The 15,989-nt window shown below is 72.7% G+C and carries 17 protein-coding genes and 1 tRNA gene; 7 read left to right on the top strand and 11 right to left on the bottom strand.

The window, feature by feature from the left end; translation table 11 throughout:
- The 6 genes from F8279_RS25225 to F8279_RS25200 all read right to left on the bottom strand — a co-directional run.
- Positions 1-996: serine/threonine-protein kinase (locus tag F8279_RS25225; RefSeq protein WP_151501271.1), on the bottom strand; the 996-nt coding region annotated here is incomplete at its 3' end.
- A gap of 1 nt (position 997) precedes the next feature.
- Positions 998-2,506: a penicillin-binding protein 2 gene (locus tag F8279_RS25220; RefSeq protein WP_151501270.1), complete on the bottom strand. Its 1,509-nt coding sequence runs from the start codon at positions 2,504-2,506 to the stop codon at positions 998-1,000.
- Positions 2,503-3,885 (bottom strand): FtsW/RodA/SpoVE family cell cycle protein, encoded by a 1,383-nt coding sequence (locus tag F8279_RS25215; RefSeq protein WP_225853406.1) that lies wholly within the window; start codon positions 3,883-3,885, stop codon positions 2,503-2,505. Before F8279_RS25215 ends, F8279_RS25220 begins: the two co-directional genes overlap by 4 nt.
- Before the next feature lie 139 nt (positions 3,886-4,024).
- Positions 4,025-5,467, bottom strand: a complete 1,443-nt coding sequence (locus tag F8279_RS25210) for a PP2C family serine/threonine-protein phosphatase (protein ID WP_151501268.1) — start codon at positions 5,465-5,467, stop codon at positions 4,025-4,027.
- On the bottom strand, positions 5,464-5,949 hold the full coding sequence (locus tag F8279_RS25205; RefSeq protein ID WP_091413680.1) for an FHA domain-containing protein: 486 nt from the start codon (positions 5,947-5,949) through the stop codon (positions 5,464-5,466). The genes F8279_RS25210 and F8279_RS25205 overlap by 4 nt, the downstream gene beginning before the upstream one ends.
- A 6-nt stretch (positions 5,950-5,955) precedes the next feature.
- Entirely contained in the window at positions 5,956-6,735 is a 780-nt protein-coding gene (locus tag F8279_RS25200; RefSeq protein ID WP_151501267.1) for a DUF3662 and FHA domain-containing protein, read from the bottom strand.
- 209 nt (positions 6,736-6,944) lie between these two features.
- Between F8279_RS25200 and F8279_RS25195 the strand changes: the two genes are divergently transcribed.
- From F8279_RS25195 to F8279_RS25180, 4 genes are all read left to right on the top strand, one after another.
- A tRNA-Leu gene (locus tag F8279_RS25195) sits at positions 6,945-7,030 on the top strand.
- Positions 7,031-7,101: 71 nt separating this feature from the next.
- The gene (locus tag F8279_RS25190) at positions 7,102-8,211 is read left to right on the top strand and encodes an NAD-dependent epimerase/dehydratase family protein (protein ID WP_175438584.1); all 1,110 of its coding nucleotides are present in this window, start codon (positions 7,102-7,104) and stop codon (positions 8,209-8,211) included.
- Complete coding sequence (locus F8279_RS25185; protein WP_091413677.1) at positions 8,208-9,014, top strand: WecB/TagA/CpsF family glycosyltransferase; 807 nt, start codon at positions 8,208-8,210, stop codon at positions 9,012-9,014. Before F8279_RS25190 ends, F8279_RS25185 begins: the two co-directional genes overlap by 4 nt.
- An 87-nt stretch (positions 9,015-9,101) precedes the next feature.
- Entirely contained in the window at positions 9,102-9,704 is a 603-nt protein-coding gene (locus tag F8279_RS25180) for a hypothetical protein (RefSeq protein WP_091413675.1), read from the top strand.
- On the opposite strand, the gene F8279_RS25175 is transcribed toward F8279_RS25180, so the two are convergent.
- The 3 genes from F8279_RS25175 to F8279_RS25165 form a co-directional block, all read right to left on the bottom strand.
- A complete protein-coding gene (locus tag F8279_RS25175) occupies positions 9,672-10,070 on the bottom strand; it encodes a hypothetical protein (protein ID WP_091413673.1) in 399 nt (132 codons plus the stop codon). The genes F8279_RS25180 and F8279_RS25175 overlap by 33 nt on opposite strands.
- A 149-nt stretch (positions 10,071-10,219) precedes the next feature.
- Complete coding sequence (locus tag F8279_RS25170) at positions 10,220-10,441, bottom strand: DUF397 domain-containing protein (protein WP_013283299.1); 222 nt, start codon at positions 10,439-10,441, stop codon at positions 10,220-10,222.
- Positions 10,411-11,292 (bottom strand): helix-turn-helix transcriptional regulator, encoded by an 882-nt coding sequence (locus F8279_RS25165; RefSeq protein ID WP_091415989.1) that lies wholly within the window; start codon positions 11,290-11,292, stop codon positions 10,411-10,413. Before F8279_RS25165 ends, F8279_RS25170 begins: the two co-directional genes overlap by 31 nt.
- A 615-nt stretch (positions 11,293-11,907) precedes the next feature.
- Here F8279_RS25165 and F8279_RS25160 point away from each other — a divergent pair.
- Both F8279_RS25160 and F8279_RS25155 read left to right on the top strand, forming a co-directional pair.
- Entirely contained in the window at positions 11,908-12,195 is a 288-nt protein-coding gene (locus tag F8279_RS25160) for a hypothetical protein (protein WP_091413671.1), read from the top strand.
- A 99-nt stretch (positions 12,196-12,294) separates the two neighbouring features.
- Entirely contained in the window at positions 12,295-12,762 is a 468-nt protein-coding gene (locus tag F8279_RS25155) for a hypothetical protein (protein ID WP_175438583.1), read from the top strand.
- A gap of 20 nt (positions 12,763-12,782) precedes the next feature.
- Here F8279_RS25155 and F8279_RS25150 read toward each other — a convergent pair whose 3' ends face one another.
- Together F8279_RS25150 and F8279_RS25145 are read right to left on the bottom strand one after the other, a co-directional pair.
- Positions 12,783-13,646, bottom strand: coding sequence for a PASTA domain-containing protein (locus tag F8279_RS25150; RefSeq protein ID WP_091413669.1), 864 nt, complete (start codon positions 13,644-13,646; stop codon positions 12,783-12,785).
- Between the two features lie 97 nt (positions 13,647-13,743).
- Positions 13,744-14,364 carry a PASTA domain-containing protein gene (locus F8279_RS25145; protein ID WP_225853405.1) on the bottom strand — a complete coding sequence of 207 codons (621 nt, stop codon included), beginning with the start codon at positions 14,362-14,364 and terminating at the stop codon, positions 13,744-13,746.
- A gap of 157 nt (positions 14,365-14,521) precedes the next feature.
- Here F8279_RS25145 and F8279_RS25140 point away from each other — a divergent pair.
- Positions 14,522-15,989, top strand: a 1,468-nt coding sequence (locus F8279_RS25140; RefSeq protein WP_151501266.1) for a hypothetical protein, incomplete at its 3' end; no start/stop codon positions are given.

Here is a 15,989-nt window from a genome sequence, read left to right as displayed (position 1 = left end):
GGGTACGCGCGACCGCCCGCCGCCGCGCCGCCCCGGCGCTCCCGGTCCGGGCTGCGGACGCGGCGCGGCGGCCGGCGGCTGCGGGCGCGGCACCGCGGTCGGCACCTGCGCCCGCGCGACGGGCGCGGCCGGCGAGGCGGGCACGCCGGAGATCGGGTGCCCGGCGCGTGCCGCCTGGGAGAGCGCGAGCTTGGCCTGCCGGGCGATGCTCGCCAGCGCGGCGGCACTCGGCCAGCGGGCGGCCGGGTCCTTCGCCATGGCCCGCTCCACGATCGCCCGGACCTGGGGCGGGATGTCGGGCGGAAGCGCCCGGGGCGCCTCCCGCACGTGCTTCATGGCGATTTCGAGGGGGTTGTCCCCCTCGAACGGGCGGCGGCCGGCCAGGCACTGGTACGCGACCACACCCAGCGCGTAGACGTCCGAGGCGGGAGTGGCGACCGCGCCGGTGGCCTGCTCCGGCGAGATGTACGAGGCGGTGCCGAGCACCGAGCCGGCGGCGGTGAGCTGGCCGACCAGTTCGGACCGGGCGATGCCGAAGTCGGTGAGCACGAGCGTGCCGTTCGGCCGGACCAGCAGGTTGCCGGGCTTCACGTCGCGGTGCACGATGCCCTTCTCGTGCGCCGCGTGCAACGCGTCGGCGGCCTGCGCCAGCAGCGCCATCGTGCGGGCCGGGGTCAGCCGGCCGACGCGGCTGAGCGTGGCGGAGAGCGCGTCGCCCTCGACGTACTCCATCACCAGGAACGCGATGTGCTGGTCGCTGCCGAAGTCGTAGACGTCGACCACGCCGGGGTGGTTGATGGTGGCCATGGTCCGGGCCTCGCCGCGGAACCGCTCGGCGAAGCCGGGTTCGTCCAGCAGCGCCGGGAGCAGGCTCTTGACCGCGACGGTACGGCCCAGCACCTGGTCGGTGCCGCGCCACACGTCGCCCATGCCACCGCTGGCGATCCGCTCGTCGAGGCGGTAGCGGTTGCCGAGCTTCACTCCCGGGCCGAGCACGTCAGCGCCTCCCGGAGTCCGCGATGGCCGCCGCCATGATCCGGCCGGCGATGCGGGCCGCCTCGGCGCTGCCGCCGCTGCCCGCCTGCTCCAGCTCGACGCAGACCGCGGAGAGCGGCGTGCCGTCCTTGTCCAGGGCGAAGCCGATGAACCAGCCGTGGTCCGGGGTGTTCGGGCCGGACTCGGCGGTACCGGTCTTGCCGCCGACCACGAAGCCGTCGATGGCAGCCCGGCGGCCGGTGCCCTCCTTCACCACGTTCTGCATCATGTCGCGCAGGTCGGCGGCGACCTGGCCGCTGATCGGACGCCGCAGCTCGCGCGGCTGGGCGGCGTCGTAGACGGTGGTGCGGTCCGGCCCGAGCAGCTGCTTGACCAGGTACGGACGCATCTGCTTGCCGTCCTTGTTGGCCACGGCGGCGGCGATCAGCGCGCCCTGCAACGGGGTCATCCGCACGTTGTTCTGGCCGATCGACGACTGCGCCAGCGCAGCCTGGTCGGTGCTGCCGTCCGGGTTCTGCATGTCGCCGGTGCGGCTGGCCGCCACCGGCAGGCCGCCCTCGCCGAGCTGGCCGACGTTGAGGTCCTCCTGCTCGAAGCCGAACTGCTTCGCCTTCTCCTTGACCTTGTCCGAGCCGAGGCGTACGCCGAGCTGGGCGAAGCCGGTGTTGCAGGACTCGGTCACCGCCTCCCGCAGCGTCACCTGCGACTCGGGGCAGATCGACGGCGCGGCGTTGCGGATGGGCTGGCCGGCGCCGGGCGCGGTGTAGCTGGAACCGGCCGGGATGCGGGTCTGCTGCCCGACGCCGTTCTCCAGCGCCGCCGCCGCCATGATGACCTTGAAGGTGGAGCCCGGCGGCAGCGTCTCGGACAGCGCCCGGTTCGCCAGCGGCCGGCCCTTGTCCTTCTCCAGCGTGTTGTACGCCCGGTCCGCCTCGGTGCTGTTGTGACTCGCCAGCGGGTTCGGGTCGAAGCTCGGCATGGAGACGAGCGCCTGCACCGCGCCGGTACGCGGGTCGATCGCGATGGCCGCGCCCTTGGTCGCGCCGACCTGGTTGTCGTTGAGCTGCTTGTACGCCGTCTCCTGGGCCCGCTTGGAGAGCGTCAGCAGCACGTTGCCGCCACCGGTCTCGTCACCGGTGAACATGTCCTTGATCCGGCTGGCGATGAGCGCGTCGCTGGTGCCGGCCAGGAAGTCGTTCTCCACCCGCTCGATGCCGCTCGCGCCGCCGTTGACCGGCTTCCAGCCGAGCACGTGCGCGTACATCTCGCCGCCCGGGTAGGTGCGCTGGTACTTCAGCTCACCGCCGGTCTCCTTGCTGAGCGCGTACGCGGTGCCGCCGACCTCGATGTTGCCGCGCTTGCGGTCGTACTCGGCGACCTGGACCCGGCCGTTGTAGTCGCTGTTGCGGTACTCGTCGGCCTTGTAGGCCTGGATCCAGTTCAGGTTCGCGAACAGCAGCCCGAACAGGACGATCACGACAACGCCGACGCGGCGCAGGGGGGCGTTCACGGCCGGATCACCTCCGTCGGGGCGCCGTGCAACTGCTCGGGCGGACCACCGGCCGGCCGGGCGGCACCGCCACCGCCGCCGGTCACCGGGCGGCGGGCGCCGTCGGACACCCGCAGCAGCAGGGCGATCAGCAGCCAGTTCGCCATCAGCGACGAGCCACCGGCGGACAGGAACGGGGTGGTCTGACCGGTCAGCGGGATGAGCTTGCTGATGCCGCCGACGATGACGAACACCTGCAGGCCCAGCGTGAACGCCAGACCACCGGCGAGCAGCTTGCCGAACGAGTCCCGTACCGCCAGCGCGGCACGCAGGCCCCGCTCCACGATCAGCAGGTAGATCACCAGCAGCGCGGAGAGACCGAACAGGCCGATCTCCTCACCGATGCCGGCGAAGATGAAGTCGGTCTGCACCTCGGGCAGCAGCGCCGGCTGCCCGCCGCCCGGCCCGGCACCGAACAGGCCGCCGGTGCCGAGCGTGAGCAGGCCCTGCACCAGCTGGTAACCCCTGTCGTACGGCTCGGCGAACGGGTCCAGCCAGATCTGCGCCCGGTCGTAGAAGTTCGCGAACGGGCCGCCGACGGTGCTGCCCAGCAGGTACGCCAGGTAGGCGCCGCCGAAGAACAGGATCAGGCCGATGAGCAGCCAGCTCACCCGCTCGGTGGCGATGTAGAGCGTCACCACGAACATGCCGAAGTAGAGCAGCGAGGTGCCCAGGTCCTTCTCGAAGATCAGGACCAGGAGGCTGATCAGCCAGACCACGAGGACCGGGCCGAGGTCACGCCCGCGCGGGAAGTCGATGCCGAGCACCCGCCGGCTGGCGAGCGAGAGCACCTCCCGCTTGCGCACCAGGTAGTAGGCGAAGAACGTGAGCAGGGCCAGCTTGGCGAACTCACCCGGCTGGATGGAGAAGAACGAGCCGAACTTGATCCACAGCTTGGCGCCGTTGATCTCGGAGAACCGGCTCGGCAGCACCGCCGGGATCATCACCAGCACGATGCCGGCCAGGCCCAGCGTGTACGCGTACCGGGACAGCGAGCGGTGGTCACGCAGGATCGCCAGCAGCCCGGCTGCCAGCATCACCGCGAGCAGCGTCCAGGCGAGCTGCCGGCCGCCCGTACCGGCGAAGACGGCCAGGTCCTCCCGCTCGGCGGGCGTGGCCTTGGCCAGGTCGTACCGCCGCAGGAAGCCGACACCGATGCCGTTGAGCAGCGCCACCGCGGGCAGCAGCGCCGGATCGGCGTACGGCGCCAGCCAGCGGATCACCAGGTGCAGGCCGAGGAAGACCAGCCCCAGCGCGGCGGCCGGGATCCAGAAGTCGGGCGTGATCGTGTCCAGCGCCTTCGCCTCGACCATCGCCGCGTACGCCGCCACGAGCACCATGGCGAGCAGGAGCAGGGACAGCTCGGCGTTACGCCGGGACCGGGCCAGGCGTACGCCGGACTGCTCGCCCGTCGAAGCGGGCGAGGCGGCCGGTACGGCGGCTGCGGTCACGGATACGTCCTCGGGATCGAGCCGGCACTCACTCCGGCGACCGGCAACCCGCCGGGTCGGCCGGCGGAACGGTGTCGGAGGGTACGGCGTCGGGCGTGATGGTCGACGTCGGCGACGGCGCGCCGGGGGTCGGCGAGCCGGCGGGCGGCGCGGACGGTGTGGGGCTGCCGCTGGCCTGCGGGTTCAGCGCGCCCGTCGTCGTCACCGGGGTCGGGCTGGTCACACCGGGCGACGGGTCGGGCGGGCAGAGCGGCTTGAGGTTCGGGTTCGCCGGGTCCTCGCTGGTCAGCTCCGCGAGCCGGCGCTCCGCGTCCGGCTCGTTGCGGGCCTGGATGCCCTGCTTCACCCGCTCCTGGGCGGCGAGGGTGAGGTCGTCGAGCCGGGCATCACTGCGCTCGTGCACGTTCGACAGGTCCAGCCCGGCGACCTGGCCGGGCACCCCGCGGAAGACCGCGAGCTGGCCGTCGTCGGTGGCACCGACGTAGTACTGCCGCTGGGTGTACGTCCACCCGCCGAACGCGCCACCGCCGACGATCACCGCGAGCGCCAGCACCATGGCGGCGGTACGCAGCGGCCGGCGGCGACGCCGCTCGGGCTCGTCGTCGCGGTTGTCCACCGGTTCCTCGGGCGCGGGCGGCCGGGGGGCGGACAGCGCCGAGGCGCGCGCCGCGGGGGTGGAGTCGTCGGCGGAGGTCGCCATGCCCCGGTCGCGGGCGGCGGCGCCGCCGACGATCGGGGACGCCTCGACGATGTCCTGGTCGGTGGCGTCGGCGATGATCACGGTGATGTTGTCCGGGCCGCCGCCGCGCAGCGCGAGCTGCACCAGGCGTTCCACGCACCGCTGCGGGTCGGGGTACTCCCGCATGGTGTCCGCGATGGTCTCCGCGCTGACCACGCCGGAGAGCCCGTCGGAGCAGATCAGGTAGCGGTCACCGGGCAGCACCTGGCGGACGCTGTACTCCGGGTCGATGTCGCGGCCGTCGAGCGCCCGGGTGAGCAGCGAGCGCTGGGGGTGGCTGCTCGCCTCCTCCGCGCTGATCCGGCCCTCGTCGACGAGCATCTGGACGTATGTGTCGTCCTTGGTGATCTGCGCGAACTCGCCGTTGCGCAGGAGATAGGCCCGCGAGTCACCGATGTGGACCATGCCGAGCTTGCTGCCGGAGAAGAGGGTCGCGGTGAGCGTCGTGCCCATCCCCTCCAGCTGCGGGTTGGCGTCCACGGTGTCGCGGAGCTGCTGGTTGGCGGTGCCCACGGCGGAGCGGAGCGCGTCGACCAGGGCGTCACCGGGGACGTCCTCGTCGAGTGGCGCCATGGCACCGATGACGATGTTGCTGGCGACGTCACCGGCGGCCATGCCGCCCATGCCGTCGGCCACGGCGAGCAGCCGCGGTCCGGCGTAGACGGAATCTTGATTGCCGTCTCGGATCAGACCGCGGTCGCTGTGGGCCGCGTAGCGCAGGGTCAGAGTCATGGCCGTAATTCGAGGGAAGTGCGGCCGATCCGGATCGGCACGCCGAGGGGGACGGGGGTTGGTCCGGTGACCTTAGCGCGATCGAGATAGGTGCCGTTAGTCGATCCGAGGTCCTCGACGTACCACTGCCCGTCGCGGGGCAACAGCCGGGCGTGTCGCGCCGAGGCGTAGTCGTCGGTGATCACCAGGGTCGAGTCCTCGGCGCGGCCGATGGTGATCTGGGCCTCCCCGAGCGTGATCCGGGTACCGGCGAGCTGACCGGCGGTGACCACGAGCTGGTGGGCGGCCCGGCCGCGCTTGGCCTTCGCCGGCTTCCCCGGCTGCCCGGTCGACGCGCCGATCCCCCGCGGCGCGGCCACGAGCCGGCCCGACCGGGCGCCGGCGAAGAGGTCCCGGCGGATCACGCCGACCACCGTGAACACGAAGATCCACAGCAGGATCAGGAACCCGAACCGGGCGACGGTGATGACGAGTTCCGGCAACGCGGGTCAGCCGTCCACGCGGAAGGTCAGCGTCGTGGTGCCGAGCTGGATCATGTCGCCGGGGTTGAGGGCGACCGCCGAGACCCGCTGGCCGTTGACCATCGTGCCGTTGGTGGAGCCCAGGTCGGTCAGCACCACCTGGCCGCCGTCGAAGTCCAGCCGGGCGTGGCGCCGGGAGATGCCGACGTCGGGCAGGCGCAGGTTGGCCTGGTCGCCGCGGCCGATCACCGTCGAGCCCATCTGGAGCGGGTAGGTGCGGCCGTCGCCGGAGACCAGGCGGACGTTGCGGCCGCCACCGTGACCGGGCGGAGGGCCGTAGCCGCCACCCTGGTCGTACGCCGGGCCGGCGTCGTAGCCGCCGGGCGCGGAGACCGGGGCGACGTCCCCACCGGTGTAGACCTCGGCGGTGACCCGGAACATGCCGGTGTCCAGGCCCTCACCGCGTTCGACCTCGACGATCACGTCGCCGTAGACCGTCCACGCCTGCTCGCCGATGAACTCGGCCTGCGACTGGGCCAGCTCCTGGGCCAGCGCCGCAGCGTACGGCGCCAGCCGACTGTGGTCGTATGGCGAGAGATCGATCACGTAGCGGTTGGGCACAAGGGTGCGCCCACCGGCCAGGATCGCCTTGTGCGCCTCGGCCTCCCGCTGCATGGCGTTGAGGATCTCCACGGGGTGGACCACCCCTTTGAAGACCTTGGCGAAGGCCCCCTCGACCAGGCCTTCCAGACGCTTCTCGAAGCGTTGCAGCACGCTCACCGGCTCCTCCTCGGGTCCCGAGGCAATGATGGTATCCGGACACCGCCTCCGCAGCTCACACGCCGCTCGGCCGGCTGCCGTCGGCCCGTTCGTGACCAGGCCCGCGGACGTGCTAAAGTTTCGCCCGCCACGAGCGGTGATCGTTCGTGGCGTGGCCAGTGGACAGCGTAATATGTCCCGGCACCCGCCGCAGATGGCGGGCGCGGGATGCGATATGGTGTTCCGGGTCGTGCCACGGGGATGTGGCGGAATGGCAGACGCGCACGGTTCAGGTCCGTGTGTCCGAAAGGACGTGGGGGTTCAACTCCCCCCATCCCCACCAGAACAAGGGCTCCGCACATCGCGGGGCCCTTGCTTCGTATCGGGGCGTTCCGGACGTCACGCTATGCTCCGATGGTTTCCCTGCCTCCCACGGACCAGGAGTGGCGTGTGACTGTCGCGTTGGTGACCGGTTCCGGCGGTCTGATCGGCTCCGAGGCGGCCCGGCACTTCGCCGGACTCGGTCTCGACGTGGTCGGCATCGACAACGACATGCGGCGGTACTTCTTCGGCGAGGACGGCTCCACAGCCTGGAGCCTGGACCGGCTCGCCGCCGACCTCGGCTCCGCGTACACCCACCACGCCGTCGACATCCGCGACCGCGACGGGCTGGAGCAGGTCTTCAAGCGGTACGGCAAGGACATCGCCGTGGTGATCCACAGCGCCGCGCAGCCGAGCCACGACTGGGCCGCCAAGGAGCCGTTCACCGACTTCGACGTGAACGCCGGCGGCACGCTCAACGTGCTGGAGAACACCCGTCGGCACGCGATCGACGCGCCGTTCATCCACTGTTCCACCAACAAGGTGTACGGCGACCGGCCGAACTCGCTCCCGCTGATCGAGCTGGAGACCCGCTACGAGCTGCCCGAGGACCACCGCTGGTACGACGGCATCACCGAGGACATGTCGATCGACGAGTCGCTGCACTCGATCTTCGGCGCCTCGAAGGTCGCCTCCGACGTGATGGTCCAGGAGTACGGCCGCTACTTCGACATGAGGACCGCCTGCTTCCGGGGCGGCACGCTCACCGGCCCGGCGCACTCCGCCGCCGAGCTGCACGGCTTCCTGGCGTACCTGATGCGGTGCGTGATGGAGGGCCGGACGTACAACCTCTTCGGCTACAAGGGGAAGATGGTCCGGGACGCGATCCACTCGCACGACGTGCTGACCGCGTTCGAGGCGTTCTTCCGCGAGCCGCGCTCCGCCCAGGTCTACAACCTCGGCGGCGGCCGGCACTCGAACACCTCGCACATCGAGGCGTTCCGGATCGCCCAGGAGATCACCGGCCGTGAGGCCCGGATCAACTACGTCGAGCAGGCCCGCACCGGCGACCACCAGTGGTACGTCAGCAGCATGGCCCGGTTCGAGGAGCACTACCCCTCCTGGAAGATCACGTACGACGTGCCGATGATCCTGCGCGAGATCTACGAGGCCAACGTCGACAAGTGGGTGCCGAAGGCATGACCACCGGGACCAAGCGCAACGTGCTCGGCGTCGGGGTCGACGCCACCGACTACACCCGGGCCACCGAGGCCGTGGTGGCGGCCGCGCACGAGCGCCGCCCGCTGGCGCTCACCGCGCTCGCCGTGCACGGCGTGATGACCGGCGTGCTCGACCCGGCGCACAACGCCCGGCTCAACTCGTTCGACGTGGTCACCCCGGACGGGCAGCCGGTGCGCTGGGCGCTCAACCTGCTGCACGGCGCCGGGCTCACCGACCGTGTCTACGGGCCGGAGCTGACCCTGCGGGTACTCGCCCGGTTCGCCGAGGAAGGGCTGCCCGTCTACCTCTACGGCTCCACCGAGGAGACGCTGTCCCGGCTCGTCCCGGCGCTGGAGCGCAAGTTCCCCGCGCTGAAGATCGCCGGAGTCGAGCCGTCCAAGTTCCGTGCCGTCGCGCCGGGCGAGGACGCCGAGATCGCCGACCGGATCCGGGCCAGCGGCGCCCGCCTCGTCCTGGTCGGGCTGGGCTGCCCGCGCCAGGAGGTCTTCGCGTACGCCATGCGCCCGCTGCTGGACATGCCGCTGATGGCTGTCGGCGCGGCCTTCGACTACCACGCCGGCCTGCTGCGCAACCCGCCACCGTGGATGCAGCGCGCCGGACTGGAGTGGTTCTGGCGGCTCGGTCTGGAGCCCAAGCGCCTGTGGCGCCGGTACGTCATCCTCAACCCGGCCTACCTGGCCCGGCTCGCGGCCCAGAAGACCGGCCTGTGGAAGGCCACGCCGCCCGCGCCGGCCACCGGGCGTCCCGCCACGTTCGACGTCTGACCCCCACCCCCTACGGGCAGGGGTACGGGACGAACCGGGGTGCCGTCCCGGATTCGGCGGACGCCGAAACGGGCAAGGCTAGGGGGCATGGATGACCGTCTCGCCCTGCTGCTTCCCGTCGCCGCCGTCTGGCTCGCTGCCGGACTGGTCGCGGAGGCCCTGCCCGGGATCGACCGCGCCCGGGCGCTGCGCCGGCGTACCGGATGGTTGTCCGCCCTGGTCCTGACCGGCCTCGCGCTCACCGCGGCGGTCCTCGCCGCGGGCCTGCAGAGCGCCGGCGACACCACAGTGGACCGCGCCGCCGCCGCGCTCGGCGTCGCGGCGGTGCCGGCCGCCGCGGTGGCGGTCTGCACGGTACGGCGGGTCCGGCGGCTGCGGTCCGGCGCGGGCGCGTTCGCGGCGGCGCCGGGAACGCCCGCCCCGCACGGGCTGCGCGCGGCGGCGGCGCACCCGCTGATCGCGCTGCCGCTCCAGGCGACGGCGATCGCGGTGCTGGTGGCGGTGCTGCCGGCGGTCGGCGTCGACCTGTTCGCCGCGCCGGGCGTCGCCGGACCGGTGATCACCGTCGGGGTGCTCGGCGTGTGCGCGATCGGAGTACGCCACGCGCTGCGGCACAACCGGCTCGCCGAGCGGGCGATGCCGGCCGCCGAGGCGGTGTCAGCGCGACCGGCTCGCGCCCTGCACGTATAGCAGCTCCAGGATCGCGCGGGTCGCCTCGAACCAGCGGTCCAGCCAGCCGGGCGGAGGCACGCTGCCCTTCGGGGGCAGCTCCATCAGCAGGCCACGCAGCAGCGGATGGTCCACCAGGGACTCCTGCTGCTCGACCGGCCAGCCGCTCGGCGGGAAGGACGGCTCGGTCAGCGGGTTGGGGTCCAGCGACGGCAGCGACAGCGGCGCCGCGGCCTGCTCGGGGACGCCACCCTCGCGGGTGTCCTCGCCGTCACCGGAGACCACCTCGGTGAGGACGGTGTCCCGGCGGGCACCCCGGTACTTGCCACCGAACCGCTCGGGCTTGCCCGGGCCGCTGGTGAGGTTCTCTGAACCGATCGTCGTCATCCGTCTCGCCTGCCTTGTTCGGTTGCCGATCCGTGCGGTTCAACGAGGCGGATCGGAACTGGCGACGGGTGCCCGGCGCCGCGCGGGCACGCGGACGCGAATGGTCCCGCCCGGCGGCGCTGCCGGGCGGGACCACATCTCGGTGCCGGTCAGCTCCGGCCGAACACGCCGTTCCGGGCGCGGGCGACGAAGGCGTGCCAGTCGCCCGGAGCGAAGACCAGAGCCGGGCCGGTCTTGTCCTTCGAGTCCCGCACTCCGACCGCCCCGGTCACGTACGCGACCTCGACGCAGTTGTCGCAGTTCGGCCCGCTCTTCGAGCTCTTGAACCACGTCGCCTGCGTCAGGTCCACGGGGAACTCCTTGGTCGCCATTTCCACAGTGGCTCCTCTGCCAGTTTCGCGATATGTGCGATGGACTCCTCCGGGCGCATGGCCGCTGCTCGAATGTGATCGAAGATGAAGCTGTACTTCTGCAGTTCGTCACTCTTCTCCAGGAAGAGCCCACCCGTGGCGTTCTCCGCGTACACGACATCGGGATCACTCGGCTCCGGGAAGCTGAGAATCGTGAAGGTCCCGTCCATGCCGGCGTGCGCTCCCACCTCGAAGGGCAGGACCTGCACTGTCACGTTCGGCAGTTCGGCCACCTCCACCAACCGCTTGAGCTGGCCACGCATCACCACGTCGCCGCCAACCGGCCGGCTCAGCACCGCCTCATCGAGCACCACCCACAGATCGACCGGATCGTCCTGCGTCAACAACGACTGACGGCCCAGACGGACACGCACCCGAGTGTCGACCTGTTCGTCGGTGAAGTCCGGCCGGGCCGCCCGGATCATCGCACCGGCGTACTCCTCGGTCTCCAGCAGACCCGGCACCACCTGCTGCTCGTACGCGCGGATGGAGCTGGCCGCCGCCTCCAGGCCGACGTACGCGCCGACGAGCACCGTGCTGTACGGATGCCACCAGCCCTTCTGCCGGGCCTCCCGGGCGATCTGCACCAGCTCGTCGCTCTCCGCGCCGACCACCCCGTAGATACGGAGCATGTCGCGTACGTCGCGCGGGGTCGCCGTGGTGTGGCCGGTCTCGATCCGGGAGATCTTGGACGCCGAGCACTCCAGCTGCTCGGCGACGACTTCGATGGTGATGCCCGCCGCCTCCCGCTGCCGGCGGAGTTCCGCCCCCAGCCGGCGTCGCCGGATGGTGGGGCTGCGCCGTTCGCTCACGGTGCCGTCCATCGGCTTGCGGGACCACGCTTCACAGTCACCCGGCTACCTCCGGTCGGTCGCGCCCCGGTTCGGCTCCCACCGCTGGCGCGACCGGCGGGCGGCGGGTGTTCGTTCGCGGCAGGGGTGGTGCCGGTCGTCGACCGGCCGCGACGGGCGAAACCGGCGTCCAGTGTGCCGCTCCGATACCTGACGCTTCAAGTTTCGGCGTTTGCGTGTCCGACTCACCTATCAGCAAAACTCGACGTGCAACTTGCATGTCGCACGTCCCTGATGCAGTCTGTCCGTATGGCACGGGTTACTCACCGTCTTCGCTTGATCTCCGGGAGTGGTGACACCACGCTCCGTGGGACGGCCGGAGGGGAGCCGTCCCGCGCCGTGCGACCTGCTCCGGAATGAAGACCCCGTCGCTGCACGCCGGCTTGGCTGCGGCGGCGGGAGCGGTAACCGGGAGCAGCCGGGTGATGGTCGGGTGGCGGTCCGCCACCGTGGGTACGGCCCGACCAGCACCGACCCACCGACCGCCGGTCCACGAGGCAGACCCCCCGTCATCGGACCGCACCGACCCCCGTTCAGCCTCGCCGGTCCCACCGGCCGACCTTCCCAGGAGCCCATGTGCTTCCCCGCTCCGGTGACGTACTGCACGTGACTCGCGCGGCGAGTGTCCAGTTCCTCCGACCGATCATGTTCCGGGTGATCCGGGTGCTCGACTGGCCGACCTACGACGGTTGGCTCTGGCTCGACGGCTACGAGTTGAACGCGGCGGGGGACGCGGTCAACCGGAGGTCGATCTTCGTACTCCAGGAGGGGTTGCGACAGCTCCAGGCCGCGCCGGCTCCGCGTCAGCACACCGTGCGGACGCCCCGCCGCCCGGTGGTCCGGACCCCGGTCCGGGTCGGCTGACCTCACGATTTCCGGTCGGGAGGGCGTGCCGTCGCCATAGAATCGGTACGCCCACCCCGGCACGTTCCACCCCGCGCGCCATGGACCCCTGAACCTGGGATGGTCATGGTCAACTTGCCCGCCGCGCGGCGGCACCACCGGTCCCGTATCGGCTATGCCCTCGGGCTCTTCCTCTTCCTCGTCACCGCGACCGCGCTTGCGCTCGCGGTACGTCATCCCGCCTTCTCCGCCACCCAGCAGCTCGCCGAGCCCGTGCCGGCCCCGGAGATCACCGTGGCCGGCGAGGAAGGCCGGACGGGATCCGACACGGCCGGGTCCGACACGGCCGACTCCGATGCCGCCGACTCCGACGAGTCGGACGACGAGGACGGCTGGGCCGGCGCCGATCCGCCGGAGGACGAGGACGGCCGGGCTGCAGGTGCCGGGGGCGGCGAGGGCGCGCTCGCCGAACGGCCGACCGACACGAACGACGACCTCAGCCGGTCACTGTTCTACTCCGGGCTGCTCGGGCTCGCCATCTCGCTGGCCGGGCTGGGCCTGGTCGGCACCCGCAGACGCCAGTGGTGAGTCGGTGCGTGGTGGGAGCGTCAGGGTGTGGTGGTCGTCGCCGGGGCCGATCCGGGGGTGCTCGGGCCGTTCGTCGGCGGCGCGGGCACGGCCACCACGATGGTGACCCGGTCGTCCTCGCCCACCGGGTAACCGGCCTCGGGATCGGTGGAGATCACCGTGCCGGCCGGGCGGTCCGACGCCCGCCGCTGCACCCGGTAGTCCAGGTCCAGCCGGTCGAGCGCCGCCCGGGCGGCCGCCTCCGGCAGCCCCACCAGCGGCGGCATCGGCACCTCGACCGGTGCGGTCGTGGCCGGCGGCGTACTCGGCGGTGAACTACTCGGCGCGGCGCTGGTCGGCGCGGCGGTCGTCGGGGCGGCGCTCGTCTGTGCCGAGATGCTCGGCACCGGCGGACCCGGATCGGAGCCCCGGTCGGCGGCCCGCAGCGCCAGCCACACCCCCGCCCCGATCAACCCGAGCAGGAGCAGCGCCAGGATGCCGAGCAGGATCGGCATCCACCAGCGGCGCCCGGCCTGCTCGTCGCCGTACCACTCGCCGCCGGGCTCGGGATAGCCCGCCGGCCGTGGTGGCGGCACACCGGCCCGACCAGACCAGGCGCCCACCGGCTCCTGCGGGGCGGTCGCGTCGAGCGGACGGCGTGAGCCGCCCTGTCCTGCCGGTCCGCCGGGCAACGGGCGGGTGGCGTCGCCCGCGTCCCGTGGTATGGCGCGGGTCGCCTCCACGTCCTCCCCGGCCGCGTTCCGCGGCATCGCACGGGTCGCCTCCGCGTCTTCCCCGGCCGTGTCGCGCGGCATGGCACGGGTGGCGTCGGCGTCCGGATCCGGGGGCAGCGCCCGGGTCGCGTCCGCGTCACCGGCGGGTGGTTCCTGACGGTCGTCGCTCATGGCACGTCCTTTCCCCACCGGGACGGGGCGCACGGCCCTCGATCGTCCACCGTAGCGGTCCCCGGCGACACCGGCTGGGATCAGCGCGCCGCGTCCGTCAGGGAGTCGGCGACGGGGAGACAGTCGGCGGCGTGGACGCCTTGTCGCCGCAGGTGAGCGTCACCTGGTCGTTCCACCGGGCGGTGCCGCCGGCCACCGGCTGCTGCGCCGTGACCGGACCCTGGCGTCCGGTGGCGTACCGGGGATAGAGCCCCGCCTCCACCAGATCGTCGGCCGCGTCGGAGCAGGACAGCGTGCCCACGTCGGGCACTGTCACGGTCGGCGCGGGCCCGGCGACCCACACGGTGACAGTGGTGCCGCGCTTCACCGGGGTGCCGGGAGCCGGTGAGGTGCGCTCCACGGTGCGTCCGGTGCCCGTACCGAACACCAGTCGCCAGCCGAGCCGGCGCTCGCGCAGATCCCGGCGGGCCTGCTCGAAGTCGACGCCCACCACCTCGGGCACCGTGAGCCCGGCCGGGGCGCTGCTGCGCGTACCGGACGGCCGGGCGGTGGTGGTGGTCGGCGGCGCTGTGGTCGCGGAGGCCGATGTGGACGCGGCACCGACCGGTGCGGTGTCGCCGCGTTCGGCCGGGCGCTCCGGCTCGCCGGCAAGGATCCACCCGACGCTGGCGCCGATCACCGCCAGCAGGATCACGGCCACGCCACCGCCGAGGAGCATCCTGCCCCGCCTCGGTCCACTGCCGTCGCCTACCGGTTCCCGCTCGTCCGTCATGCTCCCCGCCCCGATCATCGACGACCGTATCCGTTGCTGCGGAACGGTCACGGCCCGTCGTCACGACTCGCCGCGCCGACCTCGGGACGTTACGCTCCCCGGCATGGTCAGACGGGGCTGGGGAGGATCGACAGCCGCCGCGCTCGGCGTCGCCGCCGGCGCAGGCGCCGCGCAGCTCGGTTTCGGGTACGGGCTGGGCATCATCAACTGGGCGCCGGCCGGCGCGGTACGGGCCGAGGCGGCCTGGGTGGCGAGCCTCGCTTGGGCGACCTGGATCGCGGCGACATCGGTCATCGTCGGTGCGGTCTGCGCCCAGCGCCTACGCGGCAGCGACGACGAGCCGCGGGGCACGCTGCCCCGGCTCGGCCTGGCGCTCGCCGCGGGTGTCGGCGCGATCGTCACCGTTCTGCTGGTGGCGGTTCCGGCGCGGGCGGCCCGGGTGCCCGACGTCTCCGCCCCGCAGGCCGTCGCCGCCGCGTACGCGGGTGCGGGGCTGCTGCTCGGCGTGCTGCTCGCCGTCTGGGCGCTGCACACCCGGGCCGCCGCCACGAACCTGATCGCCACCACCGGCTGGCTCTGGCTGCTCGCCGTGGTGTCGGTGGTCGACGGGGTGGTCGCCGGCCGTGGCCTGACCACCGCCCAGCTCGGCATCTGGCAGATCAGCGCGGACCGTGGCGCGTTCTGGATCCGCGACTACTTCTACTGGCCCGGTGCGCTGCTGTCGGTGCTCTCCGCCCTGGTGATCGGCTTGGTGGCGGCCCGCCGAGCCGCCCGCGCACCGGAGATCCGGGTCGGCGTGGCGGCCTCCGGGGCGGCCGGACCGCTGCTCGTCGCGCTGGCGTACCTGCTGGCCGTGCCGCGCCTCGCCGGGATCGCCGCGGAACAGTTGTCGGCCCACCTGATCGCCCCGTACGCGGTGATCGCCGGCGTCGGCGGCTCGGTGGTGATGGCCGCGCTGGCCCAGCGCGCCGAGCGCCGGAGCGCCGAGCGGGTGACACTGCCACGGCAGCGCACCGGCGAGCCGGACGAGATCAGCGGGGATGCCGACCCGGCCCCCGCAGACCCGACCGAGGCGGACCCGCAGTCGCCGCCGGGCACGTCGTCTGCGGCCCGGTCAGGCACGTCGCCGTCGGGCACCTCGAGGTCGGGCACCTCGGCTGCGGGCCGGTCGGACAAGTCGGCGGCGAGCGGATCGGCTTCGGGCGGGTCAGACACCCCGGCGTCGGGCCGGTCCGTGCCGGATGGCTCCGCGTCGAGCCGGTCGGCATCGGGCCTCGCCGACCAGGCGACCGCGCCGGACAAGGCACCGGACACGTCGGTCGGGCCGAGCCGGAACACCGGGGTGGAGGACGGACCGGGCACGGCATCCGGCCGGACGGAGACCGAGCGGGGTCGTGCCACCCGGTCCGCCACCGGCCGCCGGGGCCGGGCCATACCACCGCAGCGGCAACCCGAGGCATCCGAGCAGGCCGTCCCCGCAGGACCACACGACGGAACGAACCCGCAGGACGACCCCCCGTCCCCGGGCAAGCCTTCCCCAACCGACCCGCCGGCCACCGACACCACCCGCC

Source organism: Micromonospora sp. AMSO1212t (genome assembly GCF_008868145.1).
Classification (GTDB): domain Bacteria; phylum Actinomycetota; class Actinomycetes; order Mycobacteriales; family Micromonosporaceae; genus Micromonospora; species Micromonospora tulbaghiae.
Note: the sequence above shows the minus strand (reverse complement) of the source record. Positions and strands in the feature narration are given on the sequence as shown.